The 25,118-nt window shown below is 58.4% G+C and carries 25 protein-coding genes; 15 read left to right on the forward strand and 10 right to left on the reverse strand.

Annotation, left to right across the window (positions count from 1 at the left end; genetic code table 11):
• The first annotated feature begins 153 nt into the window (after positions 1–153).
• Together GOV88_RS11180 and ahcY are read left to right on the forward strand one after the other, a co-directional pair.
• Positions 154–474 (forward strand): hypothetical protein, encoded by a 321-nt coding sequence (locus GOV88_RS11180; protein ID WP_171240479.1) that lies wholly within the window; start codon positions 154–156, stop codon positions 472–474.
• Between the two features lie 101 nt (positions 475–575).
• Positions 576–1,964, forward strand: a complete 1,389-nt coding sequence (gene ahcY / locus GOV88_RS11185) for an adenosylhomocysteinase (protein ID WP_171240533.1) — start codon at positions 576–578, stop codon at positions 1,962–1,964.
• 63 nt (positions 1,965–2,027) lie between these two features.
• Here ahcY and GOV88_RS11190 read toward each other — a convergent pair whose 3' ends face one another.
• The gene (locus GOV88_RS11190; RefSeq protein WP_171212148.1) at positions 2,028–2,675 is read right to left on the reverse strand and encodes a DUF899 family protein; all 648 of its coding nucleotides are present in this window, start codon (positions 2,673–2,675) and stop codon (positions 2,028–2,030) included.
• A 177-nt stretch (positions 2,676–2,852) separates the two neighbouring features.
• Here GOV88_RS11190 and GOV88_RS11195 point away from each other — a divergent pair, with 177 nt between their 5' ends.
• Positions 2,853–3,194: a DUF2853 family protein gene (locus tag GOV88_RS11195; protein WP_171123704.1), complete on the forward strand. Its 342-nt coding sequence runs from the start codon at positions 2,853–2,855 to the stop codon at positions 3,192–3,194.
• A gap of 201 nt (positions 3,195–3,395) precedes the next feature.
• On the opposite strand, the gene GOV88_RS11200 is transcribed toward GOV88_RS11195, so the two are convergent.
• The 4 genes from GOV88_RS11200 to tsaD are packed head-to-tail and all read right to left on the reverse strand — an operon-like array spanning position 3,396 to position 6,145.
• Positions 3,396–3,818: an EVE domain-containing protein gene (locus GOV88_RS11200; RefSeq protein ID WP_171240480.1), complete on the reverse strand. Its 423-nt coding sequence runs from the start codon at positions 3,816–3,818 to the stop codon at positions 3,396–3,398.
• Positions 3,818–4,087, reverse strand: a complete 270-nt coding sequence (locus GOV88_RS11205; protein ID WP_170386865.1) for a YciI family protein — start codon at positions 4,085–4,087, stop codon at positions 3,818–3,820. Before GOV88_RS11205 ends, GOV88_RS11200 begins: the two co-directional genes overlap by 1 nt.
• A 1-nt stretch (position 4,088) precedes the next feature.
• Complete coding sequence (locus GOV88_RS11210) at positions 4,089–5,051, reverse strand: NAD(P)H-dependent glycerol-3-phosphate dehydrogenase (RefSeq protein ID WP_171240481.1); 963 nt, start codon at positions 5,049–5,051, stop codon at positions 4,089–4,091.
• The gene (gene tsaD / locus GOV88_RS11215) at positions 5,048–6,145 is read right to left on the reverse strand and encodes a tRNA (adenosine(37)-N6)-threonylcarbamoyltransferase complex transferase subunit TsaD (protein ID WP_171240482.1); all 1,098 of its coding nucleotides are present in this window, start codon (positions 6,143–6,145) and stop codon (positions 5,048–5,050) included. The genes GOV88_RS11210 and tsaD overlap by 4 nt, the downstream gene beginning before the upstream one ends.
• A gap of 96 nt (positions 6,146–6,241) precedes the next feature.
• Between tsaD and GOV88_RS11220 the strand changes: the two genes are divergently transcribed.
• Genes GOV88_RS11220 through GOV88_RS11230 form a run of 3 tightly spaced genes read left to right on the forward strand, consistent with a single transcriptional unit; the run spans position 6,242 to position 9,707 of the window.
• The gene (locus GOV88_RS11220) at positions 6,242–6,955 is read left to right on the forward strand and encodes a uroporphyrinogen-III synthase (RefSeq protein ID WP_171240483.1); all 714 of its coding nucleotides are present in this window, start codon (positions 6,242–6,244) and stop codon (positions 6,953–6,955) included.
• Positions 6,956–7,009: 54 nt separating this feature from the next.
• On the forward strand, positions 7,010–8,200 hold the full coding sequence (locus GOV88_RS11225) for a COG4223 family protein (protein WP_171240484.1): 1,191 nt from the start codon (positions 7,010–7,012) through the stop codon (positions 8,198–8,200).
• Between the two features lie 10 nt (positions 8,201–8,210).
• Positions 8,211–9,707: a heme biosynthesis protein HemY gene (locus tag GOV88_RS11230; RefSeq protein ID WP_171240485.1), complete on the forward strand. Its 1,497-nt coding sequence runs from the start codon at positions 8,211–8,213 to the stop codon at positions 9,705–9,707.
• A 39-nt stretch (positions 9,708–9,746) separates the two neighbouring features.
• Here the strand turns inward: GOV88_RS11230 and GOV88_RS11235 are convergent, their stop codons facing one another.
• The 5 genes from GOV88_RS11235 to GOV88_RS11255 all read right to left on the reverse strand — a co-directional run bounded on the left by GOV88_RS11235 (position 9,747) and on the right by GOV88_RS11255 (position 14,736).
• Positions 9,747–10,520 carry a citryl-CoA lyase gene (locus GOV88_RS11235; protein ID WP_171240486.1) on the reverse strand — a complete coding sequence of 258 codons (774 nt, stop codon included), beginning with the start codon at positions 10,518–10,520 and terminating at the stop codon, positions 9,747–9,749.
• Positions 10,517–11,704, reverse strand: a complete 1,188-nt coding sequence (locus GOV88_RS11240) for a CaiB/BaiF CoA-transferase family protein (RefSeq protein ID WP_171240487.1) — start codon at positions 11,702–11,704, stop codon at positions 10,517–10,519. The genes GOV88_RS11235 and GOV88_RS11240 overlap by 4 nt, the downstream gene beginning before the upstream one ends.
• Positions 11,694–13,205, reverse strand: coding sequence for a tripartite tricarboxylate transporter permease (locus tag GOV88_RS11245; RefSeq protein WP_171240488.1), 1,512 nt, complete (start codon positions 13,203–13,205; stop codon positions 11,694–11,696). Before GOV88_RS11245 ends, GOV88_RS11240 begins: the two co-directional genes overlap by 11 nt.
• A gap of 1 nt (position 13,206) precedes the next feature.
• Positions 13,207–13,689: a tripartite tricarboxylate transporter TctB family protein gene (locus GOV88_RS11250; protein WP_171123684.1), complete on the reverse strand. Its 483-nt coding sequence runs from the start codon at positions 13,687–13,689 to the stop codon at positions 13,207–13,209.
• A 66-nt stretch (positions 13,690–13,755) separates the two neighbouring features.
• A complete protein-coding gene (locus GOV88_RS11255) occupies positions 13,756–14,736 on the reverse strand; it encodes a tripartite tricarboxylate transporter substrate binding protein (RefSeq protein ID WP_171123682.1) in 981 nt (326 codons plus the stop codon).
• A gap of 108 nt (positions 14,737–14,844) precedes the next feature.
• Between GOV88_RS11255 and GOV88_RS11260 the strand changes: the two genes are divergently transcribed.
• The 9 genes from GOV88_RS11260 (at position 14,845) to GOV88_RS11300 (ending at position 25,112) form a co-directional block, all read left to right on the forward strand.
• Entirely contained in the window at positions 14,845–15,513 is a 669-nt protein-coding gene (locus tag GOV88_RS11260) for a response regulator transcription factor (protein WP_171123680.1), read from the forward strand.
• Entirely contained in the window at positions 15,503–16,864 is a 1,362-nt protein-coding gene (locus tag GOV88_RS11265; RefSeq protein ID WP_171240489.1) for a sensor histidine kinase, read from the forward strand. Before GOV88_RS11260 ends, GOV88_RS11265 begins: the two co-directional genes overlap by 11 nt.
• A complete protein-coding gene (locus GOV88_RS11270; RefSeq protein ID WP_171240490.1) occupies positions 16,843–17,847 on the forward strand; it encodes an ABC transporter substrate-binding protein in 1,005 nt (334 codons plus the stop codon). Before GOV88_RS11265 ends, GOV88_RS11270 begins: the two co-directional genes overlap by 22 nt.
• A gap of 120 nt (positions 17,848–17,967) precedes the next feature.
• Positions 17,968–19,059: an MHYT domain-containing protein gene (locus GOV88_RS11275; protein ID WP_171123674.1), complete on the forward strand. Its 1,092-nt coding sequence runs from the start codon at positions 17,968–17,970 to the stop codon at positions 19,057–19,059.
• A 140-nt stretch (positions 19,060–19,199) separates the two neighbouring features.
• On the forward strand, positions 19,200–20,033 hold the full coding sequence (locus GOV88_RS11280) for a xanthine dehydrogenase family protein subunit M (protein ID WP_171240491.1): 834 nt from the start codon (positions 19,200–19,202) through the stop codon (positions 20,031–20,033).
• A gap of 12 nt (positions 20,034–20,045) precedes the next feature.
• A complete protein-coding gene (locus GOV88_RS11285; protein WP_171123669.1) occupies positions 20,046–20,540 on the forward strand; it encodes a (2Fe-2S)-binding protein in 495 nt (164 codons plus the stop codon).
• On the forward strand, positions 20,537–22,954 hold the full coding sequence (locus tag GOV88_RS11290) for an aerobic carbon-monoxide dehydrogenase large subunit (protein WP_171240492.1): 2,418 nt from the start codon (positions 20,537–20,539) through the stop codon (positions 22,952–22,954). The genes GOV88_RS11285 and GOV88_RS11290 overlap by 4 nt, the downstream gene beginning before the upstream one ends.
• Positions 22,955–23,124: 170 nt before the next feature.
• Positions 23,125–23,925, forward strand: a complete 801-nt coding sequence (locus GOV88_RS11295; protein WP_371808237.1) for an AAA family ATPase — start codon at positions 23,125–23,127, stop codon at positions 23,923–23,925.
• Complete coding sequence (locus GOV88_RS11300; protein WP_171240494.1) at positions 23,925–25,112, forward strand: VWA domain-containing protein; 1,188 nt, start codon at positions 23,925–23,927, stop codon at positions 25,110–25,112. Before GOV88_RS11295 ends, GOV88_RS11300 begins: the two co-directional genes overlap by 1 nt.
• Positions 25,113–25,118 lie beyond the last annotated feature (6 nt).

Raw genomic sequence — 25,118 nt, forward strand, 5'->3', positions numbered from 1 at the left:
GTTTACCTGTCAAGATCACCAGCTGCCAACTTTTTCTTGAGCGATCGTGCTTTGAACAAGTGCGCGGTGATACCGACATCTAGTACCGAGGGGGGCGCATGCTCCTCCCGGTGTGCCCCTCTCGATCGTAACACGTATCGAAAGGAGCTTGCTATGTTCAAGCGTTTGTTTGGAATTGCACTGGCCTTTGGAATGGCCGCCACCGCCCCTCCGGCTTTTGCCCAGAAAAGTACGTGCGCACAGCGTGAACACGTGATCGCCAAGCTTCAGGACAGCTACTCGGAACAGCTGGCCTTTGGCGGATTGCAGAAATCGCGCGGCTCGCAATCGTTGATGGAGGTCTGGACCTCCGAGGAAACGGGAAGCTTTACCGTTCTGGTGACGCATGCAAATGGCATCAGTTGCATCGTCTCTGTTGGCACCGACTTTTTCGAAGCCATTCCCAAGATCAAGGTAGACGGCACGCCAAGCTGATTTAGGCGTTAACAATCCCGTTTCCGGCCATCTGCGTTGCCACGTCCCCAAAGGGATGTTAGGGGCAACCCGGACCAAGATTTACCGGAATGGAGTACCTGATGGCCGGGGACTATATCGTCAAAGACATTTCATTGGCCGGGTTCGGCCGCAAAGAGCTGGATATTGCCGAAACCGAGATGCCGGGTCTGATGGCTCTGCGCGCGGAATACGGTGACAGCAAACCTCTGTCCGGTGCGCGTATCGTTGGCTCGCTGCACATGACCATCCAAACCGCTGTTCTGATTGAAACACTGGTGGCGCTGGGCGCAGATGTACGCTGGGCGTCGTGCAACATCTTTTCAACCCAGGACCACGCCGCTGCCGCGATTGCCGAGGCGGGTATCCCCGTTTTCGCCATCAAGGGTCAGACGCTGGAGGAGCATTGGGATTATCTGGACAAGTCCTTCTTGTTCGACCAAGGCCCCAACATGATCCTTGACGATGGCGGCGACGCAACGCTGTACATCCTGTTGGGCGCACGCGCTGAGGCCGGCGAAGACATCATCCCTGTTTCGGGTTCGGAAGAGGAAGAGGTGATCAAGAAACAGATCGCCAAGCGTATGGCCGCCAGCCCCGGTTGGTTCACCAAAATGCGCGATCAGATTCAAGGCGTGTCCGAGGAAACCACCACCGGCGTGAACCGTCTGTATCAACTGGTCAAAGATGGCCACCTGCCGTTCCCGGCGATCAACGTGAACGACAGCGTTACCAAGTCGAAGTTTGACAACAAATATGGCTGTAAGGAATCGCTGGTCGACGGTATCCGCCGCGCCACCGACACGATGATGGCCGGTAAAGTTGCCGTGGTCTGCGGTTATGGCGACGTGGGCAAAGGCTCGGCCGCTTCGCTGCGTGGTGCAGGTGCTCGTGTGAAAGTCACCGAAGTTGACCCGATCTGCGCACTGCAGGCTGCGATGGACGGGTTCGAAGTTACCCTGCTGGAAGACGAAGTCGCCAGCGCGGATATCTTCATCACCACAACCGGCAACAAGGATGTGATCCGCATCGAGCATATGCGCGAGATGAAGGACATGGCCATCGTCGGCAACATTGGTCACTTCGACAACGAAATCCAGGTGGCCAACCTGAAGAACCACAAATGGACCAACATCAAGGAACAGGTGGACATGATCGAGATGCCCTCGGGCAACCGTCTGATCCTGCTGTCCGAAGGCCGTCTGCTGAACCTCGGCAACGCCACCGGCCACCCTTCGTTCGTGATGTCGGCGTCCTTCACCAATCAGGTGCTGGCCCAGATCGAGCTGTTCACCAAGGGTGATGAGTACGAGAATAAAGTCTATATCCTGCCCAAGCATCTGGACGAAAAAGTCGCCCGCCTGCATCTGGACCGTATCGGCGTGAAGCTGACCCAGATGGACAGCGAGCAAGCCGCCTATATCGGTGTAAAACCAGAAGGCCCGTACAAGCCTGAACATTATCGCTATTGATTTCGGCGATAACGGAATTGAAACGGCGGCCCGTCAGGTCGCCGTTTTTTTTGTGCCTGATATTCAGCGCAAGGACGGAAAGAAATCGCCGCGACCTTCGGGCGTCAGGTCCAGAATATTCCAAAGCGGCCACGCGGCATCAATGTGCCGTGGGTGCCAGTCGCTGGGCTGGAAGAAAAGCTCAGAACTCCAGAAATGGCAGATTCCGTCCTGTGTACGTCGAAAGACGTTCAGGATGGGCAATTGGCTTCCGTCTTCGGCTTCGGCCAGATAGTCGCGCTGGTACTCGGTGCCCAGCGCGGACAATAGCGGCAGTTCATGCCAACCGATCTTTGCTTGTAGGGCTGTTAGCTTTTCCGGTGTATTCTGGGCAACCACGGCAAAACTGATCTTCTTTGAAAGGTGCGCAATCTGCCCGTTCAGCCCGTCCAGAAAGGCCGAGCACATCGGGCAGGGTAACTCTGCATTTGGGCCGTACATCAACGAATAAATCGCAAGCGTATCATGTGAACCAAAGAGCGAGGACAAAGGCGCATCATCGCCCTGAAGGTTTCGGAACGCGTAGTCCTGCGGAATCTGGCCACCCGATGGAAGTTTGCGGCGCAGATTGGCGACATCTTCTATCTTGGCGCGCAATTCTACTTCGGCGGCCAGCAGGCGGTTTCGCGCTTCGCGATACGCGGGGCTTTCGTTGGGCAAGGAAACGGTCATGGCACCCTCCTGATTTAATAATTTAACTTATATGTTAAATAATGGATGATTTGAAATCAAGGTCGGGTTTTCTTTGCGGGGAAAGCCGGTGATTTTTCCCTTTGTTCAATTCCGTCTGCCCATTACCGTGATTGGGGTGATGGGGAATTTGAAATCTACCCAAATCAGGAGATGACTATGGGAAAGCGCGATGAGCTGATTACCAAATATGCAGAGGACCTGAAATCCAAATGCGGCATGGACGCGGATATGGATCTGCTGACCAAAGTCACCATCGGTTGTGGACCGGCGATCTATGACGCTGATGCGTCAACGGTTGCGGCCACTCAGGAAGGTGAGCTTGAAACGGTCAAGAACAACTTTTTGATCAAGAAACTGGGTTTGTCCGATGGTCCGGAACTGATGGACGCGATCAACAAGGCCCTGGACACCTATGGCCAGTCCGAGCGCAATAAATATCGCGCAGTCGTCTATTACATGCTGACCAAGCATTTCGGGAAAGAGTCGGTTTACGGGTAAGTTTCCGCGCCACGGTCGCGCCCGCCGTACTAAAAGGGCGACTTAAATTTTAGATACTTGAGGTTTGAACTGCGCCCAAACCTTCGGCTAATGTCAGGGTGTGACCAGGACGGTCAGAACCAGACATTTCCATACGCGTGTGGTGAGTAGGGAGCACGCGGGGTAGGGAAGGTTCTGCATCCGTCAGAGCCTTCCCTTTAATTATTCCGCTTGCGTCTGACCCAGATCGCAGATCACTTGCCATTCCGCCTCGGTGACCGGTTGAACGGACAGTCGCGAGTTCTTGACCAAAACCATATCGCCCAGACGCTCATCCGCTTTGATGTCGTCCAAGGTCACCGGCGCCGTGAATGGACGTACCGCCTTGATGTCCACACATTCCCAGCGGTCATCATCCGTGGTGCTGTCGGGATGGGCCTCGGCGCAGACTTCGACGATGCCAACGATCGCCTTGTCTTTTTGCGAGTGGTAGAAGAACCCCCTGTCGCCAACCACCATCTGGCGCATGAAGTTTCGCGCCTGATAGTTGCGCACGCCGTCCCATTCTTCACCTGCGTCCCCTTTGGCGACCTGCTGGTCCCAACTCCAGGTCGAGGGTTCGGATTTGAACAGCCAATACGTCATCAGCCCACGACCTTTTTCCACGCGATCAGGTCAACCGACTGGAACAGACCGGCCTTGGCATATGGGTCATTGTCTGCCCAGGCTTGGGCGGCAGCCATGTCCTCGACCTCGAGAATGATCAATGAACCGATCATCGCGTCACCGTCCAGCAAGGGCCCAGCCTGTGCGACAACGCCGGTTTCCTCGATATAGCCGAGATGCGCGGCGCGGTTGTCCAAACGGGTTTGTAGGGCGCCGTCCTTGTCGCGGGCGATAAGGGCAATGAGCATATTATTCCTCCTTCAGGGGTCGGTTTAGCAGGGATTGAATGGCCTCGGGCACACTGTAGGCGCCACGGCTCAAGTCTGCCACTGTTGCGCTTATGGGCATATCCAGCCCTTCTTGTGTCGCGATGTCGGACATCGCACGCGCTGTAGCGACGCCTTCGACTGTGGTCGCAGTGTCGAAAGGCAGATTTCGACCCAAAGATAGGCCAAAACGGTAATTTCTGGACAACTCGGACGAGCAGGTCAGGACCAGATCGCCCAGACCAGACAACCCCATCAGCGTGTCGACCTGCGCGCCTCGCATAAGCGCAAATCGCTGCATTTCAGCAAAGCCCCGCGTCAAAAGGGCGGCACGGGCGCTGTCACCCAGTCCCGCACCGATGGTGGCCCCGCATCCGATGGCTATCACATTTTTTAACGCTCCGCCCAGTTCGGCTCCGGTGACGTCTGTTGTGCGATACAGGCGCAGGTTGGGCGTTGTCAGGGCGTGCTGCAATTGTTGGCTCAGATTTTGATCGGCACAGGCCAGTGTCAGGGCGGTCGGCAGCCCGCGCGCGATGTCGTCGGCGAAACTCGGGCCGGTCAGCAAGGCCGGACGCGCATCTGGAACAACCTGTTGAATGACCGAGATCGGCCCAAGCCCAGTTGATAATTCAATGCCTTTACAACAGGCCACCAAAGTCTTGCCCACAAAAGAAGAGGCGTGATCCAAAAGGGCGCTGCGTAGTTTCTGCATGGGCACGGAAACCAGCAGAATCTCGTTCGTTGCTGCCTCTGCGATGTCAGAGGTAACGGTGATCGCGCTGGGCAAGGACACGTTGGGCAACCGCGCCGTGTTTTCGCGGTCTCTTTGCATCGAACGCGCTTGATCCACGTCGCGTGCCCAAAGTGTGATTGGCCCATTCCCGGCTAACGAAATCGCCAACGCTGTCCCAAAGGCACCGGAACCCAGAACGGAGATACTCATGCCTTGGCACCTTTCTTACCGCTGCCCAGCATGGCAGGGCTGGTTTGGTCCAGAGGCCAGCGCGGACGTGCGGCCAGGTCCAGTCCGTCGCGGGCACCGGTGCGAAACCGCTCGATCCCGGCGTAGGCGATCATTGCGGCATTGTCGGTACAAAAACGCAGCGGAGGTGCGGTAAAGCGGGCCCCGTTTTCGGCCGCAACAGTCTCTAACGCGGATCGAATGGCAGAATTGGCCGCGACCCCGCCCGCAACGGCGATGACGGGATCAGGCGGGCTTTGTTGCAGATACAGGTCGATGGCCCTGCGGGTCTTCTCAGCCAGCGTGTCCACGACCGCTTGTTGAAACCCGGCACACAGGTCTGCCCGATCCTGACGGGTGAGCCCACCTTTCTCCGCGGCGATCTGGTCGCGCATTCGCATAAGGGCCGTCTTCAATCCAGAGAAAGACAGGTCGCAGTCGGGCCGATCCAGCAAGGGCCGGGGAAAACGGAACCGTTTCGGGTCACCTTTGCGCGCTTCGGCTTCGACCGAAGGGCCGCCGGGCTGCGGCAGACCCAAAAGCCGCGCGGTTTTGTCGAACGCTTCGCCGGGTGCATCGTCAATCGTACCGCCCAGCCGCGTGAACTTTTCCGGTCCATGGGCGATCAGATACTGACAATGCCCACCCGACACGAGCAGCATCAAGTACGGAAACGCGATCCCGTCTGTCATCCGAGGGGTCAGCGCGTGACCGGCCAGATGGTTCACTCCGATCAGGGGCAGGCCGGTTGCAGCGCTGATGCCCTTGGCGCACATGACACCGGACATGACCCCGCCGATCAGACCCGGACCTGCGGTAACGGCAACGGCGTCGACGTCATCCAGGGTCATCCCAGCGGATTCGAGCGCCTGCAACACGCAGGTATCCAGTTTTTCGGCATGGGCGCGGGCGGCGATCTCGGGGACGACGCCGCCAAAGGCGCTGTGCAGATCCGTCTGGCCAAAAACAACCGATGACAGCACCTCGGCCCCGGCGCCATCACGTTGGCGCACGACTGCGGCGGCTGTGTCGTCACAACTGCTTTCCAGCCCGAGGACAGTAAGTCTTTGCACCATTGGCCTGATCCGTTACACCTTGATTGCAAAGCGGGGTATCACCCTGCGCGGATGCAAACAATCCCAAGGCCAGGGGCACCGCCGTTGTATTTGTTGATGACCCGCCCTCGCGCCGCCTCGGAAAGGTTCGTTGCGCAATTGCCAACCCGGGTCAGGTCACGGGTTCAGGTCATCTATTCCCCGATCCTCGAAATCAAGCCCTTGCCGGTTCAGGTAAACGACACGGATGTGCGCGGTCTGATATTTACGTCGGCCAATGCGGTTAATGCCGCGGCGTCTATGGGCGTGGATCGCGCTCTGCCTGCTTTTTGTGTTGGCCCTGCAACCACTGGAACGGCCAAAGGTGCAGGATGGCAGGCGCAGATGGTGGGCCAGACTGCCGAAGAACTGGTTGCCGCCCTGCTGCAAGCCAGACCCGACAGCCCGCTTCTGCATCTGCGCGGAGAACACACGCGTGGAAGTGTCGCTGAACGGCTGACCGAATCCGGCCTGACTGTGCGCGAACTGCCCGTGTATCAGCAGCGATTGTTACCGCTGACATCCGAAGCCGAGGCCGCCGCGTTCGAAAAAGAGCCCGTAATTGCCCCTATTTTTTCACCCCGAACAGCGCGACATTTTGCCGACATCTGGCATGGAACGGCACCCTTGATGCTGGCTGCAATCAGCGCTGCGACAGCCGAACCCCTTTATTCCTTGGGCTCTGAACGCCTGAAGATTGCCAAGGAACCGACTCCGAAGAAAATGCGGAAAGCCATTAAAAAGCTTGTGAAACATGCGTTGCGGGTTGAGGGCGACGAGGCCACAGATTAACTTAGTTGGGTCTGTAGTTCAGGTCATTTCGGATTCGATAAAGGGAATATTGCGTTGGCTGGTAGTAAGAAAACCGATCAAAAGCCGGTGGATGACCCCAAGGTCGACGACGTAGCCGATGCTGCTGCGACGGCCGAGGAAACGCCGGTTGACGAGGTTAAGCTCGTAGAAGAACCGGTTTCCGAAGCCGAAGCCGAAGCCGAAGCCGAAGCCGAAGCCGAAGCCGAAGCCGAAGCCGAAGCCAAGCTTGAACGGTTCAAGGAAAAAATTGCTGAGCGCAACACCAAGAAGCGTGGTGGGTTTTTGCCCGCGTTGCTGGGCGGCGTATTGGCCGCAGCCATCGGGTTTACGGTTGGTGACAGCAACATGTTCTCATCCGACGGGTCAGATCAGATCGCGGCGTTGGAGGCCAAGCTAGCCGAACAGGCCAGCCAGATTGAATCCCTGACCAAGTCGGTTTCCGGTGGCTCGGAACTTGCCTCAAAAGTCGATGCGTTAACTGGGCAACTGGCCCCTATCACCGCTGATCTGGATACCGTTAAGTCCAGTCTGGCGGGATTGGCCGAGAAGATTGAGCCGCTGACCGCCCGGTTGGGTGAGATTGAAAGCGGGGCCTTGACGCAGGGCGCGTCACCCGAAGCAACGGCTGCGTTTGAAGCAGAGTTGAAGAAATTACAGGATTCTCTGGCCGCCCAACGTGCAGAAGTTGAAAAGATGGTGGCAGACACGCAGGCGCTTGAGGCGAAAGCCTCGGCCGAGGCGATGGCCGCAACAAATGCCGCGATTCTTTCAAAGCTGCGCGGTGAGCTGGACTCGGGCCAGCCTTACCCGGACCTGATTGCCGAACTCTCGGCCGGTGGTGTTGACGTGCCCGAGGCTTTGAGCGCCGCGGCGGATAAGGGTGTCGCAACACTTGCGGAGCTGCGCGAGTCGTTTGAACCATCTGCGCGCGCGGCGCTTGCTGACGCACGAGAGGCTGACAAAGGCGTCGGACTGGTTGCCTTCCTGCAGCGCCAGACAGGCGCGCGTTCTGTGACGCCGCAGGATGGGGATGGCCCGGATGCAGTACTGTCCCGTGCGCAGGCCGCGTTGTCAGACGGTGACCTGTCCGGCGCGTTGAATGAACTCAAGTCCCTGCCAGAGGCGGCAAAAGCTGCGATGGCCGATTGGGAACAGGCGGCACAAACGCGGGGTGCCGCGGTCGACGCCGCATATGCGCTATCCTCTGGCGCGAACTCGAACTGAAGGACCTGCCATGCTGTGGTCACTTTTTAAGATTCTTGTTTTTGTAGCGATTGTCGGCTTGCTGGCTGTGGGCGCGGGCTTCCTGATGGAAACCAGCGGTGGCGTGCAGATCACCGCAGGTGGAATGGAATATACGCTGGGACCGTTGCAGTCGGTCATCGCGCTGGGCGTGATGGTTGTTGCGATCTGGCTGTTCTTCAAGCTGCTGACCCTGTTGATTGCCACGCTGAAATTTCTCAACGGTGATGAAACCGCGTTATCGCGGTATTTCGACCGCAGCCGGGAACAGCGTGGGTATCAGGCATTGGCTGACGGGTTGATGGCGTTGGCCTCGGGTGAAGGCCGCGTTGCCATGAACAAGGCGACCAAGGCTGAAAAACTGCTGAACAAACCTGAACTGACGAACTTGCTGGTGGCGCAGGCCGCCGAGATGAACGGCGACACCAAGAAAGCGTCCGAGACCTATCGCAAGCTGGTCACAAATAACGCCACGCGCTTTGTCGGTGTTCGCGGTATCCTGAAACAGAAGCTGGCCGAAGGTGATGATGACACCGCCCGCAAGCTTGCGGAAAAGGCACTGGCGATCAAGCCGCGGCATCAGGAAACGCAGGATATTTTGTTGGGATTGCAAACCAAGTCGCAGGATTGGGCCGGGGCCCGGTCTACCCTGACCGCCAAGCTGAAGGCCGGTCATTTGCCGCGCGACGTGTACAAGCGTCGCGATGCGGTGCTGGCACTGTCCGAAGCCAAAGGGATTCTGGACGAATCCGCAACGGTTGAACAACGCGAACATGCGATTGAAGCCAACCGTTTGTCCCCTGATCTGGTACCAGCGGCAGCAATGGCCGCGCGCGCGTATATCGAAAAGGGCAAACCACGTTCGGCAACCAAGATCCTGAAAAAAGCGTGGGAGGTTCAGCCCCATCCAGATCTGGCCCATGCCTTCGCCGAGATCGTTCCGGATGAAACCCCAGACGAGCGCATCAAGCGCTTTACCGCGCTGACCCGTGTGCACCCCGAAGATATTGAAACCCGCCTGATCCTGGCTGAATTGAACATCGTGGCCGAGGATTTTCCCGAAGCCCGGCGTGCGCTGGGTGATGTGGTCGAAAAGCAGGGGGATGCGCGGGCCTATACTCTGATGGCCGCAATTGAACGCGGCGAAGGCGCATCAGACGCGGTTGTGCAGGGGTGGCTGGCCAAAGCCCTGAATGCGCCGCGCGGACCGCAATGGGTCTGTGACAACTGCCATGACATTCAGCCCGAGTGGGCCCCTGTCTGTCAGAACTGCCACAGCTTTGACACGCTCAGTTGGCAAACACCGCAAACGCCCGAGATCGCCTCGGCCACCGGGGTTCACATGTTGCCGCTGATCGTGGGTGCGCTTGAGGACAAACCCGAGCCAGAGGTTGACGAACCGGAAGCAGAGGCTGAGTCCGAGGTGATTGAAATGGAGGCTGAACCCGTGCGCCCAGATATCGAGCCTGCAATCGAAGAAAAGGTCTGAGTGCGCGGTTCAAAAGACCCTTTAGAACCCTTTTACCCTTCAAGTGGCGTTGGGCCGATACGTCCAGCGGTACTTTGGTGGGGTCGGACCCTTGTTTCGGCCACCCTGCTGAGTTTGCTCCCAAGCGTGTGCCAGAATGCCGACAGATCGGGACAGGCAAAAAAGGCCGCGCGCCAGCGGTGCGTCAAAACCAAGCTCGGCATAGATCACCGCTGTGGCACCGTCGATATTCATCGGAACGGGCTTGCCTTTGCGCCGGGCCAGGTCCTCTTCGATGTCATGCGCTACGGACTTGTAGCGCCCGTCACAGGCACCTGCCTCAATCGCTTCGTCCACAAGATGCATTAAACGCGGGGCGCGCGGATCGGTTGGGGTGTGAAAACGGTGGCCAAACCCGGGCAGAATTTTCCCCTGCGCGGCGATCCAGTCATCCAGTGCCGGGCCAACGGCGGATGAGTGCGCGTTGACGAACTGATACAGGTTCACCGCTTGCTCACCAGCACCGCCGTGAACGTCACCCAGCATATTCACCGCGCTTGCCATGGCGTTGTTGAGCGGCAGACCGCACGTCACCGCCATACGCGCCGTAGCAATCGAAGGGGCTTGCGGCCCGTGATCCACGGCTGCAACCAGCGCGGCCTCGAACAATTTCAACTGTGCGGGGGATGGTCTGTCGCCGCGCACCATGAACCAGATCATTTCCGCAAAACCAAGGGTGCCGATAAGGTCCTGAATGGGTGTGCCCCGCAGGTTTATTCGTCCGGGTTCCATGTCGATGATGGATGTTGTCCACCAGTCGGCGACATCGCTCATATGACCCCCTCCTTCACCAATGCGTTGATTTCGTCACGAGTCAGGCCAAGCTCTGACCAGATCGCGACATTATCCGCCCCTAATTCCGGTGGCGAGGTCCGGGGCATTCTGCGTTGACCGTCCCTTACGACAGGGCTGCCGGTCAGTTTCAGTTTTTCGTTCTGAACTGGCAGAGTGCCAATCAATCCGCGGCCTGCAAGCTGTTCGTCGTCCAGCGCCTCGGGCACGGTCATTACCTGCCCGGTCGGGACGCCTAAGGCGTTCAGCTCACCAACCCATTCCCGGGCGGGTCGGGTGCGCAGAGTGGCTTCCAGATCGTCCTTTAGGGCGTGGCGGTTCCTCTTGCGATCTTCGCGCGTGGCATAGTCAGGGTTGTCCAGCAAATCGTCCCGCCCAAGGTGCCGGGCGAGCGCCTGCCATTGTTCGTCGCGGTTGGCCGCGATGTTGATCGGATTATCCGCTGTGGCAAAAGTTCCTGACGGGGCAGACGTGGTGTTTTCGTTTCCATGCGCCCCCGGCGTGACGCCCCCGATCAGGTAGTTCGATACCACCCAACCCATAGTGGAGACCACGGCCTCGGACATTGCGATATCCAAAAACGCGCCGCGCGGCCTCGCGTTCAGGGCGGCACTGATTGCGAAGGCGGCCGTCAGCCCTCCGACGGTATCGGCCAGCGGGTAACCGACGCGATAGGGCGCTGTATCGGCTGCTCCGGTGATCGACATGACACCGCTGATACCCTGCACGATCTGGTCGTAGGCCGGGTCTTTTTTGCGAGGACCGTCCTGCCCAAAACCGCTGATCGCGCTATAGATCAGATTGGCATTTTCAGCGCGCAGCACGTCATAGCCAAGGCCAAGGCGGTCCATGACACCGGGCCGGAAGTTTTCGACCAGCACGTCGGCGGTTTGCACCAGCTTCTTCAGCAAGGCTTTGCCTTTGGCGGATTTCATATTCAGTGTGACGGATTTCTTATCCGCGTTTTGTGCAAGAAAGCTGATCCCCATCCCGGCCGTGTTTCGATCCGGGTCAGCCCCCAACACCCGAGCAAGGTCGCCGCCCTGTGGACGTTCGACCTTGATCACTTCGGCGCCCATCAGGGCAAGTTGATAGCAGCAATACGGGCCTGCCAGAACATTCGTCAGGTCAAGAACCCGTATCGCTGCCAGAGGCTCAGTCGCCATCAGCGATACCGGCAGCCCGTGCCCGCGCGCGGCGCGCGCGATAGCTGGGCAGCAGCACCAGCAGCGCGGCGATGACCAGCAGGCCCAGCGTCATGGGACGTTCCCAGATAAACGCGATTCCGTCATAGAGCTGCATGGACCTTGCAAAGTTGTCCTCCATCATTCCGCCGAGGATGAACCCAATCAGAAGCGGGGCCAGCGGATAGTCGGCAAACTTCAAAGCCGTGGCGCAGACGCCGAAGCCAACAAGGATCAACAGCTCGGTCGCATTGTTCTGCCCGATATAGGCCCCCATCAGGGTAAAGAACAAAATGAACGGGATCAGGTAGTTGCGGGGAACCGACAGCACCTTGGCGATGTAGGGGATCAGCGGCAGGTTCAGGATCAGCAGGACAAGGTTGCCGATGAACATCGACATGATCACCGCCCAGAAGATCTGTGGCTCGTCCAGCATTAGTCGCGGTCCGGGTGTCACGTTCAAGGCAATCAGCGCGCCCAGCAGGATCGCAGTTGTGCCGGAACCGGGAATACCCAGCGTCAGCAGCGGAACGAATGATCCGGTACAGGCGGCGTTGTTTGCTGTTTCCGGGGCTGCCAGACCCTTGATCGAGCCTTTGCCGAATTCTTCCTGTTCCTCTTTCGGGGCAATGTTGCGCTCAACAGCGTAGCCAAGGAAGCTGGCGATTGTCGCGCCCGCGCCGGGAAGAACACCGATGAAGAAACCTTGTACGGATTGGCGACCCACGACAGGTGCGATAGCCTTGGCTTCTGCCTTGGTAATGCGCAGGTCTTTGATCTCGCCATCATCACCTCTCAGATCTTTTGGCTTCAGGACCAGAAACAGCGCCTCGGGCAGGGCGAACATGGCCATGGCCAGCGTGATGAACCCAAAACCGGATTGCAGGTCCATAATCCCCATGGTGAAACGGGGTAGGTTGAACAATGCGCCTTCGCCTACGGTTGCCATGATAAGCCCAAGAACGGTCATGATGACGGCCTTGGCGACTTGCCCGCTTCCAGCAAAGGCAGCGATGGCCGACAGACCGACAACCATCAGCGCGAAATACTCGGCTGAATGGAACAAAAGCGCCACTGATGAAAGGGCAGGGGCAAACACCATTAACAGCACGGCACCCAGCGTGCCGCCTGCGAAACTGGCGATCGCGGCGATTGTCAGTGCTTTGCCTGCTTTGCCTTGTCGCGCCATCGGGTAGCCATCGAAACTTGAGGCCACCGTCCCCGCGACCCCCGGCGCGTTCAGCAGGATCGAGGATGTCGAGCCACCAAAGATCGCGCCATAGTAAACCCCGGCCAGCAGGATCAGCGCGGCGGACGGGTCGCCCATCGAGATCGCAACCGGGATCATGATAGCGATGATCGACATGGGTCCAAGACCGGGCAACATCCCGATGAATGTGCCGATCAGACATCCCGCGATGACCATCAGAAGGTTTTGGATTGAGAATGCCGTTTGCAGGCCGATCAGAAGTCCTTCAAGCATGTCAGCCTCCGAAAAAGCCCGGCAGCGGGCGCATGTAGATGCCAAGAACTTCCTGGACCAGATACCAGACCGCCCCCGTCGCAATGAAGGCAACAGGCAGCATGATGTGCCACTTGCGCTCGCCCAGAATGAATGAGCCAAGGATCAGGAATGCCGACGTCGAAATCAGGAAACCGACAGGACGCAGGCACAGGGCATAGATCACCATCAAAGCCAGCAGCATCAGCGCCTGATCCAGGTGGTATTCGCCCAGACGCCGATAGTCGATATCGGCTTCTTTCACCTCGGACTTTTCAAAGCCCAGCAGGATGATCGTTGTGGTGATGATCCCCAGAATGGACAGCACTTTGGGGAAGGTGCTTGGCCAGATTGGATTTCGTTGCATGAAAGGGGGAAGGCTACTGTCCATCGTGAACCAGGCGGCGTAGCCATATGTTAAACAAACACCCAGCAGAACGAGCGCGATCCAGCGATCCAACGCCATGATGCCCCCTCCTATTTTGTTGTCTTTGGGGAAGGCAGAGCGGCGGTCCGCTCTGCCAGTTTTCAGTTAGAGGAAGCCCAGCTTCTTCATCAGATCACCGATCTGCTGTTCCTGCTGCTCAAGGAACGTCTGGAAGTCAGCGCCCGAGTTGTGGATGTTCACCCAACCGTTGCGCGCCCGAACCTCTTCCCATTCAGGAGTGTCGTACATCTTGGCGATTGCGTCTTGATATGCCGCCAGCTTGTCTTCCGGCAGGCCGGGTGCTGCGAAGAAACCGCGCCAGTTGACGAAGGTGGTATCAATACCCTGTTCCATCATGGTCATCGCATCAGGAGCGGCGTCAACGCGTTCTTCCGCGGTTACGCCGATGATCTTGACCTCACCTGCATTTGCCAGATCGACGGCTTCCGAGAAACCGGTCGACAGCGCCGCAATCTCACCGGACAGCAGGGCTGCCATGGCTTTGCCACCTGCGTCATAGGGGATGTATTTCACGGCCAGAGCGTCTTTGCCTGCCGCTTCCATCACCATAGCCGCCACCAGATGGTCCATACCACCCGGAACCGAGCCACCGCCGATTGCCGTCCCTGCGGGGTCAGCGTCAAAGGCAGCCAGCAGATCGTCCATCGAGTTGATGGGGCTGTCCTTGCCCACAACAATCGCCGCATAGTCGCCGATTGTGCCGGAAACCAGAGTCAGGTCGCGGAAGTTATGCGGGAACACGCCGGTCAGCGAACGGATCACGATGGGGGTCGAGTTGACCATCAGCGTGCCGTGATTGCTGTCGGCGTTTTCGATTAGAAAGCCGATGGCTTTGCCGCCGCCGCCACCTGACATGTTTTCGTAGGATGCGGTTCCGACCAGACCTGCGTTCGTCAGCGCTTCGCCCGTGCCACGGGCCGTGCCGTCCCAGCCGCCGCCAGCGCCACCGGGAATCAGAAAGTGGATACTGTCTACGACCTGATCTTCGGCCAGCGCCGGACCGGTCAGGCCGATAGCGGCCACAGCTGCGATTAGGGCGCGACGGCCCAGTTTGAATGTCGTCATGGTTTCCTCCCGTTTGACAACCGGCCGCATGGCGGCTCAGATTGGACGGAACAAAAACACACCAACCTGACATCAACCTGTCACGCGGCAAAATACTGTTTGGGCCCGATGAAATTTCTGCTTGTCGAAGACAATCTGGATCTCGCGAATGCGGTCAGTTCGCGCATGCGGCTGGACGGCCATGTCATTGATCATGCATCGAATTTGGAAGACGCCACTGCCTTTGTCGAAACCGAAGAATACGACCTGATTCTGTTGGACATCATGCTGCCGGATGGGGATGGCCGGGACTTTCTGAAACGGCACCGGGCCAGCCGTCTGGACACGCCGGTGATCGTTTTGACTGCGCGCAGTCAGGTTTCGGATCGAATCGGTTCACTTGATCTGGGGGCGGATGACTACGTGACCAAGCCGTTTGATCATGCCGAGCTTGAGGCCCGCTGCCGCGCCGTCCTGCGCCGGAAATCCGGCAGCGCCAAATCCACGATCGAGATCGGCGGTGTCGTGTTTGATCCTGTGGCCGGTCATTTAACCGTGGCCGGGGAAACCCTTTCGCTGCGCAATCGGGAACTGCGCATGATGGAGTTGTTCATCAATGCGCCCGGCCACGTGTTTTCGAAACAGAAACTCGCTGACAGGCTGTTTTCTTATGATGACAGCGTGACGGATAACGCGATTGAGGTTTATGTCGGTCGCCTGCGCAAACATCTTGAGCCTTCGGACTTGAAGATAACCACGCTGCGTGGTCTGGGGTACAGGTTGGACCATGACCACTAATCCCAACGTTTCAGGGTCGCTCAGAAACAGGCTTGTTCTGACCCTGATCGGCGGTGCAGCGGTTCTGGCCGTGTTGTTGTTCTTTGCGGTTCGGAACTATGCCGCACAGGTGGCCCAACAAGGTCAGGACAACATCCTTGAGGCGTCCGTGACGTCCATTCTTGATGCCGCCGCGCTGCGGGATGGGGTGCTGGAGGTGGATATTCCCTATGCCGCGTTCTCGATGCTGACTACCCCAACCGATGATAGGGTGTTTTATGCCATTTATCAGGACGGTGTGTTTCTGTCCGGCTACGAAGATTTGCGGCTGGCAGCGGCCTCAGCCCAAAGCGATTGGTCCTTTACATCCGGTGAATTGCGCGGCGAACGCATTCGACAGGTCAGCGCAAGCCGAACGCTTGTGGGGCTGGGCCGGCAGACTGAAATCGAAGTTGTACTTGGTCAGACGCAGGACGCACTTTCACGGACCCTCGACCAGATCTCGCGCAATGCCGCATTTCTGGGGCTGGGGTTCTTTCTTTTGACGGCGGCGCTGTCTTTCTGGATCACGTCGACCACGATCGGACAGCTTAACAAACTGACGACATCCGTCACGCGGCGGGGTCCTCAGGACCTGAGCCCTTTCAAAAAGCCGGTGCCACGGGAAATGGCACCTTTGGTCATGTCTCTGAACTCTCTGATGGGGCGCTTGGATCAATCGCTCAGCCAGTCCGAGGATTTCATCGCTGAGGCCGCACATCGTGTCCGCACCCCTTTGGCAACCGTGCGGTCTTATGCCGAAGCGACGCTGCACCGTGTTGAGCGCAAGGAAAACCGCGAGGCGCTGCGGGCGATGGTGCGGGCAATCGACGAAAGCTCGCGCGCGGCGGGGCAGCTTTTGGATCATGCCATGATTACATTCCGCACGGACCACCTTGTGCGTGAGGATGTGGATTTGGTCGAATTGATCCGTGACCTTGTTCAAAGACTGACACCAATCGCGGAAATGAAGGAGTTGTCTTTGTCCATGACAGGTGATCCTACGGTCCCCTATTCCGGCGATCCGATTCTGATCCAGAACGCGGTGCGAAACATGATCGACAACGCGTTGAAATACGCTCCGTTGGACAGCACGGTCGAGATTGAGATTACCGGAAAGCCCGAAATCAAGGTGAGCGATTCCGGCCCCGGTTTTCTTCCTGAAGAGATTGAGACACTGACCCGCAGGTTCGAACGCGGCAAAAACGCGGCCGGAACAATCGGCTCGGGTCTGGGGCTGACGATCGCTCAGGACGTGGCGATTGCACATGGCGGCACGCTTGTTCTGACAAATCAGCCATCGGGGGGCGCATGCGTTATCTTATCGCTTTAGTTCTGCTTGTCCTGCCTGGACTCGGATGGGCCGACGATTGGGAAGATCAACTGATCTTCAACGAAGGTGCAGACGGTCCGCGCCTGCGCGTCATTTCCAGCACGGACACGGTATTGTTCGCCCCTTTGATTGATGGATTTGTCGCACAGAACCCCAATATCAGTGTCGAATACCTTGTTTCGGGGACTGCCGATATCAATCAACGCGTCCGCGCCACGCCGGATGCCTTTGATATTGTCGTTTCAAGCGCGATGGACCTGCAGTTAAAGTTGGCAAATGACGGGTTTGCCCTGCCATTAAAGGATATCGAGACACCATCGTGGGCCCAGTGGCACCAAAGCCTGTTTGCCTTTACGACCGAACCCGCGGCCATCGTGATCAACCGCGCAGCGTTCGAGGGTCAGGACATTCCGCAGACGCGTCAGGGCCTGATCGAGGCGCTGCGCAAACGGCCTGAAGAGTTTCGGGGCAGGATCGGAACCTATGATGTGCGCGACTCGGGTCTTGGCTACCTTTTTGCAACTCAGGACGCACGTGCGTCCGAGACATTTTGGCGGCTGATGGAGGTCATGGGCGGCCTTGATGTGCGCCTGTATTGCTGTTCCGGCGAGATGATCAACGATCTTGCCGATGGTACAATTCTGGTGGCCTACAATGTTCTTGGCAGCTACGCAGCCGTTCGCGCCGAGCGCAAGGATGCCCTTGAAGTGATTTTTCCGACCGATTTCCAAACGATCATGATGCGCACCGCGCTAGTGTCCAGGGCGACTCAGCAACCGGACGCGGCCGAGGCTTTTATCCAGTACCTTGTCGAAGAAAGGCCAGTGGCGCAGGGCAGCCAGCTATCTCTTCCTCCGCTCATGTCTCAGGGTGAGTCAACGGATCATGAGACAATCGGGTTGAATCCGGCCTTGCTGACATTTCTGGATGATTTGAAACGAAAAAAGTTTCTGTCTGCGTGGGAAAATGCGGTCATCCAGTAGGCGCGCCGTTGTAACCATGACGTGCGCATGAATGGTTTGTTTTCCACCTTTCAGCCAATTGTCCCAATCAAATCCGTTTGCTAACGTCGCCCTCGCGTCGAGGAGGGCGCGCAAACCGAAATGCTGGACTATTCGCATAACGCTTGGCTTGTGGCGGCGTCGTTGGCCGTAGCGCTGATGGCGGGCTTCACTGGCCTATACCTTACGCATGGCGCGTCCAAGTTGGATGATCAGAGGCGCAAGATTGTTGTCGCTCTGGCTGCGGTGGTTCTGGGTGGCGGGATTTGGTCGATGCATTTCGTGGCCATGCTGGGCCTGCAACTGCCTATCCTATTCTATTATGATGCACTGATCACACTGATCTCGGCTTTGGTGGCGATCCTTATGGTCGGTCTGGCGCTGTTGCTGCTGCATTTCAGGCCACGCTCGGTGCAAACGATTGTTGGCGCGGGCGTCATCGTCGGCCTTGGCATCGTGGTGATGCACTATATTGGCATGGCTGGGATGGAGCTGTGCCGCCCGGTCTATAACGCCTGGGATGTTGCGATCTCGACCTTGGCCTCGGTGGGGCTGTCGGTGGTGGCAATCTGGGTAGCTTATGACAACCGCACCCAGCGCAATATCCTGCTTGGTACGGCTTGTTTTGGGCTGGCCGTGTTTTCAATGCATTTCGTAGCCACCGGCCTCACGGATTTTGTTGCCAGTGACAGCGCCGGCGGTGCAGGTCCCGCGCTGAACAATCAGGTTCTGGCGATGGGCGTGACCGTAGCCGTGTTCCTGATCTGCGGTGCCTTCCTGCTGACCGGCGTCAGTTTCCTTGAGCCGGCTGTGGCGGAGCCTGCGCCTGCCCCAACCCCGGAACCCGAGCCTGCGGTGCTTCGGGCGGGGGTTCCGTTTGAACGGGAAGGCCAGACCTTTTTCGCCGAACCCGCCCGTATCGCCGCCATCCGTGCCGAAGGGCATTACACCGTCTTGTACATGGGTGCGGAAAAGCTGTTCTGCCCGTGGTCGATCACCGAAGCAGAATCCCGACTTGCGCCCGACGGCTTTCTGCGCGCCCACCGCAGTTATCTGGTGAACCCCAAACATGTCTCAAGTTTCGAGCGGCACAAGGACAACGGCACCTGTTACTTTGACGATGTTGATGCTTTGACCAAGGTCCCTGTCAGCCGATCGCGACTTTCTGATATTCGCGACGCGCTGGGCCTTTGATCGCAACTCGTGCAGCCCATTCGCATTTCGTGAAACAACCTGCGCGCCCCGTTCCCCTTAACTGGAACGGCTGATGTGACCGTTCTTTCCTTACCCTAGGTCCCCCAAGGCATATCGCTTCGGACCCAGGGAGGAAAAACATGATACCAGCCGGTTTTGAGTATCACCGGCCAGGCGACATCGCCTCGGCCATCGGCATTCTACAGGAACACGGAGACGAGGCGCGGGTGATCGCGGGCGGGCACAGCCTGATCCCGATGATGAAGCTGCGTATGGCAGAGATGGGCCACTTGGTTGACCTTCAAGCCATTGATGAGCTGAAGGGCATCCAGATCGGGTCCGACACCGTCACGTTGGGCGCGATGGTCACGCAGCATGAGCTGATCACCCATGACGGTCTTGCCGCCACTATTCCGCTGATCCGCGAGGCGGCGTTGCAGATCGCCGATCCGCAGGTGCGGTATATGGGCACTGTCGGTGGCAACGTGGCCAATGGCGATCCGGGCAATGACATGCCGGGGTTGATGCAGTGTCTGAACGCGACGTTTGAACTGTCCGGTCCCGATGGCAACCGCAGCGTGGCTGCGCGCGAATTCTATGAGGCCGCGTATTTCACCGCGCGCGAGGATGAGGAAATCCTGACACGTATCTCGATCCCGGTTCCGGGCGCTGGCGTCGGTCAGGCATATGAAAAGCAAAAGCGCAAGATCGGGGATTATGCGACGGCTGCGGCTGCGGTGATGGTGGGCAACGGAACGGCGTCGGTCGCGATGACCAACCTGGCTGACACGCCGATCTGGTCCGAAAGCGCAAGCGCCGCGTTGGCGGACGGTGATGCAAACGGGTGCGTCGCGGCAATGCTGGATGCGATTGAACCTGTGGCTGACAACCGCGGCCCCGTCGAATTCAAGAAACATGTGGCCGCTGTGATGCTGCGCCGCGCCATCGACCGCGCACAAAACCGCGCGGGTTGAGGAGGGGATAACATGTCAAAAATGCACGTCAAACTCACCGTGAACGGGCGCGAGGTCGAAGGTCTGGCCGAGCCGCGCACGTTGCTGATCCATTTCCTGCGGGAAGATCTGAAAATCACCGGCCCCCATATCGGTTGCGAGACCAGCCATTGCGGCGCTTGCACCGTTGATATCGATGGCAAGTCCGTCAAGTCCTGCACTACCTTTGTGGCGCAGGTGAACGGGTCCGATATCACTACCGTCGAAGGGCTCACTAACGACGATGGCAGCCTTGGTGTCTTGCAGGAAATGTTCCGCGAACATCATGGTCTGCAATGCGGCTTCTGCACGCCGGGCATGATCACCCGCGCGCATCGCCTGCTTCAGGAAAACCCCAACCCAACCGAAGAAGAAATTCGTTTCGGGATGGCAGGGAACCTGTGCCGCTGCACCGGGTATCAGAACATCGTCAAGGCAATCTCGGCCTCGGCTGACATGCTGAACGCTCAGAAGGAGGCCGCGGAATGAACGACCAAACAATGACCCCCGAAGAACGCGCCGCCAACCTCAAGGGCATGGGCAGCTCGCGCAAACGCGTCGAGGATGTGCGCTTTACCCAAGGCAAGGGCAATTATGTCGATGACATAAAGCTGGATGGCATGCTGTTCGGCGACTTTGTGCGCTCCCCCTACGCACATGCCCGCGTTGTCAGCGTGAACAAAGAGGCCGCCTTGGCGCTGCCCGGTGTGATCGCTGTTCTGACGGCCGAAGATCTGGCCCCGCTGGGCCTGCATTGGATGCCAACGCTGGCCGGTGACAAACAAATGGTTCTGGCCGACGGAAAGGTGCTGTTCCAAGGACAGGAAGTAGCCTTTGTCGTGGCCGAGGATCGCTATATCGCGGCCGATGCGGCGGAACTGGTCGAGGTCGAATACGAAGAACTGCCCGTTCTGACCGATCCATTCGAGGCGCTGAAATCCGATGTGGTCCTGCGCGAAGACATCGCGGATCAAACCGAGGGCGCACACGGCCCCCGCAAACATCACAACCACATTTTTACCTGGGAGCAGGGCGATAAAGACGCGACCGAGGCTATTCTGGCCGAGGCTGACGTGGTCGCCGAAGAGATGGTGTATTACCACCGCACCCATCCGTGCCCGCTTGAGACCTGTGGGTCCGTGGCCAGCATGGACAAAGTGACAGGCAAGCTGACGCTGTATGGTACGTTTCAGGCCCCGCACGCGATCCGCACGGTTGTGTCGCTGATCTCGGGCATTGCGGAACATAACATCCGTGTCGTCAGCCCCGATATCGGTGGCGGGTTCGGCAACAAAGTTGGGGCTTATGCTGGCTATGTCTGCTCGGTCGTGGCCTCAATTGTCACTGGCAAGCCAGTGAAATGGGTCGAGGACCGGATGGAAAACCTGATGTCCACCGCCTTTGCCCGCGATTACTGGATGCAGGGCAAGATCGCCGCCACCAAGGACGGCAAGATCACCGGTCTGTGGTGCCACACCACGGCGGACCATGGCGGGTTCGACGCCTGTGCTGATCCAACCAAGTTCCCGGCGGGGTTCATGAATATCTGCACAGGGTCTTATGACATCCCGACCGCCTATCTGGCCGTGGATGGGGTCTATACCAACAAGGCTCCGGGCGGGGTGGCTTATCGCTGTTCCTTCCGTGTGACCGAGGCGGCCTATTTCATCGAACGCATGATTGAGGTTCTGGCGATTAAGCTGAACATGGACGCGGCTGAACTGCGCCGGATCAACTTCATCAAGGCCGATCAGTTCCCATATCAGTCGGCGCTGGGCTGGGAATATGACTCGGGCGATTATCACACCGCTTGGGATAAGGCGCTGAAGGCCGTGGACTATGAAGGTTTGCGCGCGGAACAGGCGCAGCGGGTTGAGGACTTCAAGGCAGGTAAAACCCGCAAGCTGATCGGTATTGGACTGACGCATTTCACCGAGATCGTAGGCGCTGGTCCGGTGAAGAACTGTGATATCCTTGGGCTTGGCATGTTCGACTCGTGCGAAATCCGCATCCACCCGACGGGTTCGGCCATCGCGCGGCTGGGGACGATCTCTCAGGGTCAGGGCCACGCCACGACCTTTGCGCAGATCATTGCCAGTGAGATCGGCCTGCCTGCGGATGACATCACTTTGGAAGAAGGCGACACCGACACCGCACCCTATGGTCTGGGGACTTACGGGTCCCGGTCTACGCCTGTGGCGGGGGCGGCGACCGCCATGGCTGCGCGTAAAATCCGCGCCAAGGCGCAGATGATCGCGGCTTATTTGCTTGAGGTCCATGACGACGACGTTGAGTGGGATGTGGATCGGTTCTCGGTCAAGGGCGCGCCCGAGCGGTTCAAGACGATGAAAGAAATCGCCTTCGCCGCCTATAATCAGGCGATCCCAGGGCTGGAGCCGGGTCTGGAGGCCGTCAGCTACTATGACCCGCCGAACATGACTTACCCGTTCGGGGCCTATATCTGCGTCATGGAGATCGACGTGGACACCGGCGAATGGGACGTTCGGAAGTTCTATGCGCTGGACGATTGCGGCACCCGGATCAACCCGATGATCATCGACGGGCAGGTTCATGGCGGCGTAACCGAGGCGTTGGCTATCGCGATGGGGCAAGAGATTGCCTATGACGAGATGGGTAACGTTAAGACTGGCACGCTGATGGATTTCTTCCTGCCGACCGCGTGGGAGACGCCGAACTATATCACCGACTATACGGTGACGCCGTCTCCGCACCATCCAATCGGTGCAAAAGGCGTCGGAGAAAGTCCGAATGTTGGGGGCGTGCCTTGTTTCTCGAACGCGGTGCATGATGCGTTCCGGCCCTTTGGGTTGGTGCAGAGCCATATGCCGCATGACCATTGGCGGATCTGGAAGATCGCCAATGGGTTGGGGATGCATGGGTGATTGGGTTCGGACCGGCCTGGGCCGGTCCGACCGGACGGAGGGGGCCAGCCCCCTCCGAACCTCCCCCGGGATATTTTTAGCCAGATGAAGAATGGATCCTGGTTTTGACTTTGAGTGATGTGCAGAACGGATTGGCCGCGCAGGGCTATGTTGCTGATAATCGGTTGGCAATGGCGCTGCACTTGGCGCAGGCTTTGGGGCGACCATTATTGCTGGAAGGGCCGGCAGGGGTTGGCAAGACCGAGGTCGCCAAGGCTATGGCCGCATGGCGGGACACGCGTCTTATTCGGTTGCAGTGTTACGAAGGGCTGGACGCCAGTCATGCCATCTATGAATGGAACTATCAGCGTCAGTTATTGGCTATTCGCGCGAGTGAAGCGCAGGGCGGAGCCAGCGAAGCACAAGTATTTTCGGACGAGTATCTGCTGAAAAGACCTTTGTTAGAGGCTATTGGGGAAGAAAAACCACCGGTTTTGCTGATTGACGAAATTGACCGGGCGGATGAGGAATTTGAAGCTTATCTTTTGGAAATCCTATCTGATTTTCAGATCACGATTCCGGAATTGGGGACGATTAAGGCGCGGGTTCGGCCAATCGTAATCCTGACGGCAAACGGCACGCGAGACTTGTCGGACGCGTTGCGTCGGAGGTGCCTATACAGCTTCCTGGACTATCCGTCACGCGAGACGGAACTGGCGATTTTGCGGGCCCGGATGCCTGAGATCGAGGGCGCTTTGGCGCGGCAGATCATTGGTGTGGTGCAGGCGCTTAGGAAAGAAGACCTTGAGAAGACGCCTGGCATTGCTGAAATGCTGGATTGGTCTGCGGCTTTGGCCGGATTGGGCGTGAATGATCTGGCCCAGGCGCGTGATGAGGTTCAGGCAACGCTTGTCTGCCTGCTGAAAACAGCCGCTGACTATGATGCGGCCCCGCCCGAGGTGATGGATCGCTTGATTGGAAAGGTTGCGTAATGCAGGTCACGCGGTTTCCTTCCCGTGCTTCTGGATTTGCGGATCGCATGTCCGGCTTTGTGGCGCATCTGAGGATGAATGGGATGCGGGTAGGGCCAAAGGAAACAGCGGGCGCTTTGAACGCGTTGTCTTTGATTGACGCGACGGATGCGGGTCAGTCCCGGCGTGCTTTGTGCGCCGTGCTTGCAGGAGATGCCGAAGATTGGCGTCGGTTTGATGACTTGTTTGACTCGTATTGGTTCAACGCCGGGAAGCAACGGGAAGGGTCGGCCAAGTCTGCTCATGTTCGCGTCCAGTCGGCCAAACCGATGATCTGGCAGCAACAGGACAAGGCGCAGGACGCTGCGCAATCCGGAACAGATCAACCCACCACGCCGGATCCGGATGAGGGAGAGGCAGAGGGTATGGACGGCAGGCTGATCGCGACCCGAACGGCGAATCTGTCGCGTCGGGACTTGCGAGAGTTGATGGATGATGAGGCTCTGAATAAGGCCGAAAGGACCGCAACGTTGCTTGCCCGTGCTGTCCGTGACCGCCGGTCGCGCAGGCGCAAGCAGGCGTCGAAGGGGCCGGCGCTGGACCTGAGGCGGATACAGCGCGCCAGTCTTGCACGGGGCGGAGAGCCGATTGACCTGTACCGTCGCACCCGCCCACCGCGTCCGATGCGCATTGTTGCGTTATGCGATGTCAGCGGGTCCATGACTGTCTATTCCCGCGTATTCTTGGCATTTTTGAAGGGTTTGATCGGCAGCGGAACGGAGGCGGACGCCTATTTGTTTCACACGCGTCTGATGCGCGTCACCGATGCTCTGCGCGATCGCGATAGCCTGCGTGCGGCGGGGCGGCTTTCGCTGATGGCAGAGGGGTTCGGGGGCGGTACCGATATCTCGGGCAGCTTGGAGCGGTTCGTGTCAGGCTATGGTGCACGCGCGCTGAACGGTCGAACGATCGTGTTGATCCTGTCTGACGGGTATTGCAGTTCGGACCCGCAGGCGCTGGGCGCGGCTCTGGCGCGCATCCGGCGAAAGGCGCGGCGGATCGTCTGGCTGAACCCGTTGAAAGGGTGGGAAAACTACCAACCCATCGCGGCTGCAATGCAGGCGGCCGAGCCCTATCTGGATGCCCATCTTCCGGCCAATACGCTTGAAGCGCTTGCAGCGCTTGAAGCGCAATTCCGGAAATTGTGAAAGGAG

Source organism: Ruegeria sp. HKCCA5491 (assembly GCF_013034565.1).
Classification (GTDB): domain Bacteria; phylum Pseudomonadota; class Alphaproteobacteria; order Rhodobacterales; family Rhodobacteraceae; genus Ruegeria.

What these genes read in the sequence shown, in the direction of transcription:
- GOV88_RS11230 (WP_171240485.1), top strand. Translation starts at nt 8,211, where the DNA reads ATGCTGTGGTCACTTTTTAAGATTCTTGTTTTTGTAGCGATTGTCGGC.
- GOV88_RS11255 (WP_171123682.1), bottom strand. Translation starts at nt 14,736, where the DNA reads ATGACGACATTCAAACTGGGCCGTCGCGCCCTAATCGCAGCTGTGGCC.
- GOV88_RS11250 (WP_171123684.1), bottom strand. Translation starts at nt 13,689, where the DNA reads ATGGCGTTGGATCGCTGGATCGCGCTCGTTCTGCTGGGTGTTTGTTTA.
- GOV88_RS11290 (WP_171240492.1), top strand. Translation starts at nt 20,537, where the DNA reads ATGAACGACCAAACAATGACCCCCGAAGAACGCGCCGCCAACCTCAAG.
- GOV88_RS11265 (WP_171240489.1), top strand. Translation starts at nt 15,503, where the DNA reads ATGACCACTAATCCCAACGTTTCAGGGTCGCTCAGAAACAGGCTTGTT.
- tsaD (WP_171240482.1), bottom strand. Translation starts at nt 6,145, where the DNA reads ATGGTGCAAAGACTTACTGTCCTCGGGCTGGAAAGCAGTTGTGACGAC.
- GOV88_RS11190 (WP_171212148.1), bottom strand. Translation starts at nt 2,675, where the DNA reads ATGACCGTTTCCTTGCCCAACGAAAGCCCCGCGTATCGCGAAGCGCGA.
- GOV88_RS11285 (WP_171123669.1), top strand. Translation starts at nt 20,046, where the DNA reads ATGTCAAAAATGCACGTCAAACTCACCGTGAACGGGCGCGAGGTCGAA.
- GOV88_RS11260 (WP_171123680.1), top strand. Translation starts at nt 14,845, where the DNA reads ATGAAATTTCTGCTTGTCGAAGACAATCTGGATCTCGCGAATGCGGTC.
- GOV88_RS11300 (WP_171240494.1), top strand. Translation starts at nt 23,925, where the DNA reads ATGCAGGTCACGCGGTTTCCTTCCCGTGCTTCTGGATTTGCGGATCGC.
- GOV88_RS11205 (WP_170386865.1), bottom strand. Translation starts at nt 4,087, where the DNA reads ATGCTCATTGCCCTTATCGCCCGCGACAAGGACGGCGCCCTACAAACC.
- GOV88_RS11195 (WP_171123704.1), top strand. Translation starts at nt 2,853, where the DNA reads ATGGGAAAGCGCGATGAGCTGATTACCAAATATGCAGAGGACCTGAAA.
- GOV88_RS11280 (WP_171240491.1), top strand. Translation starts at nt 19,200, where the DNA reads ATGATACCAGCCGGTTTTGAGTATCACCGGCCAGGCGACATCGCCTCG.
- GOV88_RS11235 (WP_171240486.1), bottom strand. Translation starts at nt 10,520, where the DNA reads ATGAGCGATGTCGCCGACTGGTGGACAACATCCATCATCGACATGGAA.
- GOV88_RS11245 (WP_171240488.1), bottom strand. Translation starts at nt 13,205, where the DNA reads ATGCTTGAAGGACTTCTGATCGGCCTGCAAACGGCATTCTCAATCCAA.
- GOV88_RS11210 (WP_171240481.1), bottom strand. Translation starts at nt 5,051, where the DNA reads ATGAGTATCTCCGTTCTGGGTTCCGGTGCCTTTGGGACAGCGTTGGCG.
- GOV88_RS11200 (WP_171240480.1), bottom strand. Translation starts at nt 3,818, where the DNA reads ATGACGTATTGGCTGTTCAAATCCGAACCCTCGACCTGGAGTTGGGAC.
- GOV88_RS11180 (WP_171240479.1), top strand. Translation starts at nt 154, where the DNA reads ATGTTCAAGCGTTTGTTTGGAATTGCACTGGCCTTTGGAATGGCCGCC.
- ahcY (WP_171240533.1), top strand. Translation starts at nt 576, where the DNA reads ATGGCCGGGGACTATATCGTCAAAGACATTTCATTGGCCGGGTTCGGC.
- GOV88_RS11240 (WP_171240487.1), bottom strand. Translation starts at nt 11,704, where the DNA reads ATGGCGACTGAGCCTCTGGCAGCGATACGGGTTCTTGACCTGACGAAT.
- GOV88_RS11270 (WP_171240490.1), top strand. Translation starts at nt 16,843, where the DNA reads ATGCGTTATCTTATCGCTTTAGTTCTGCTTGTCCTGCCTGGACTCGGA.
- GOV88_RS11275 (WP_171123674.1), top strand. Translation starts at nt 17,968, where the DNA reads ATGCTGGACTATTCGCATAACGCTTGGCTTGTGGCGGCGTCGTTGGCC.
- GOV88_RS11295 (WP_371808237.1), top strand. Translation starts at nt 23,125, where the DNA reads ATGGCGCTGCACTTGGCGCAGGCTTTGGGGCGACCATTATTGCTGGAA.
- GOV88_RS11220 (WP_171240483.1), top strand. Translation starts at nt 6,242, where the DNA reads ATGACCCGCCCTCGCGCCGCCTCGGAAAGGTTCGTTGCGCAATTGCCA.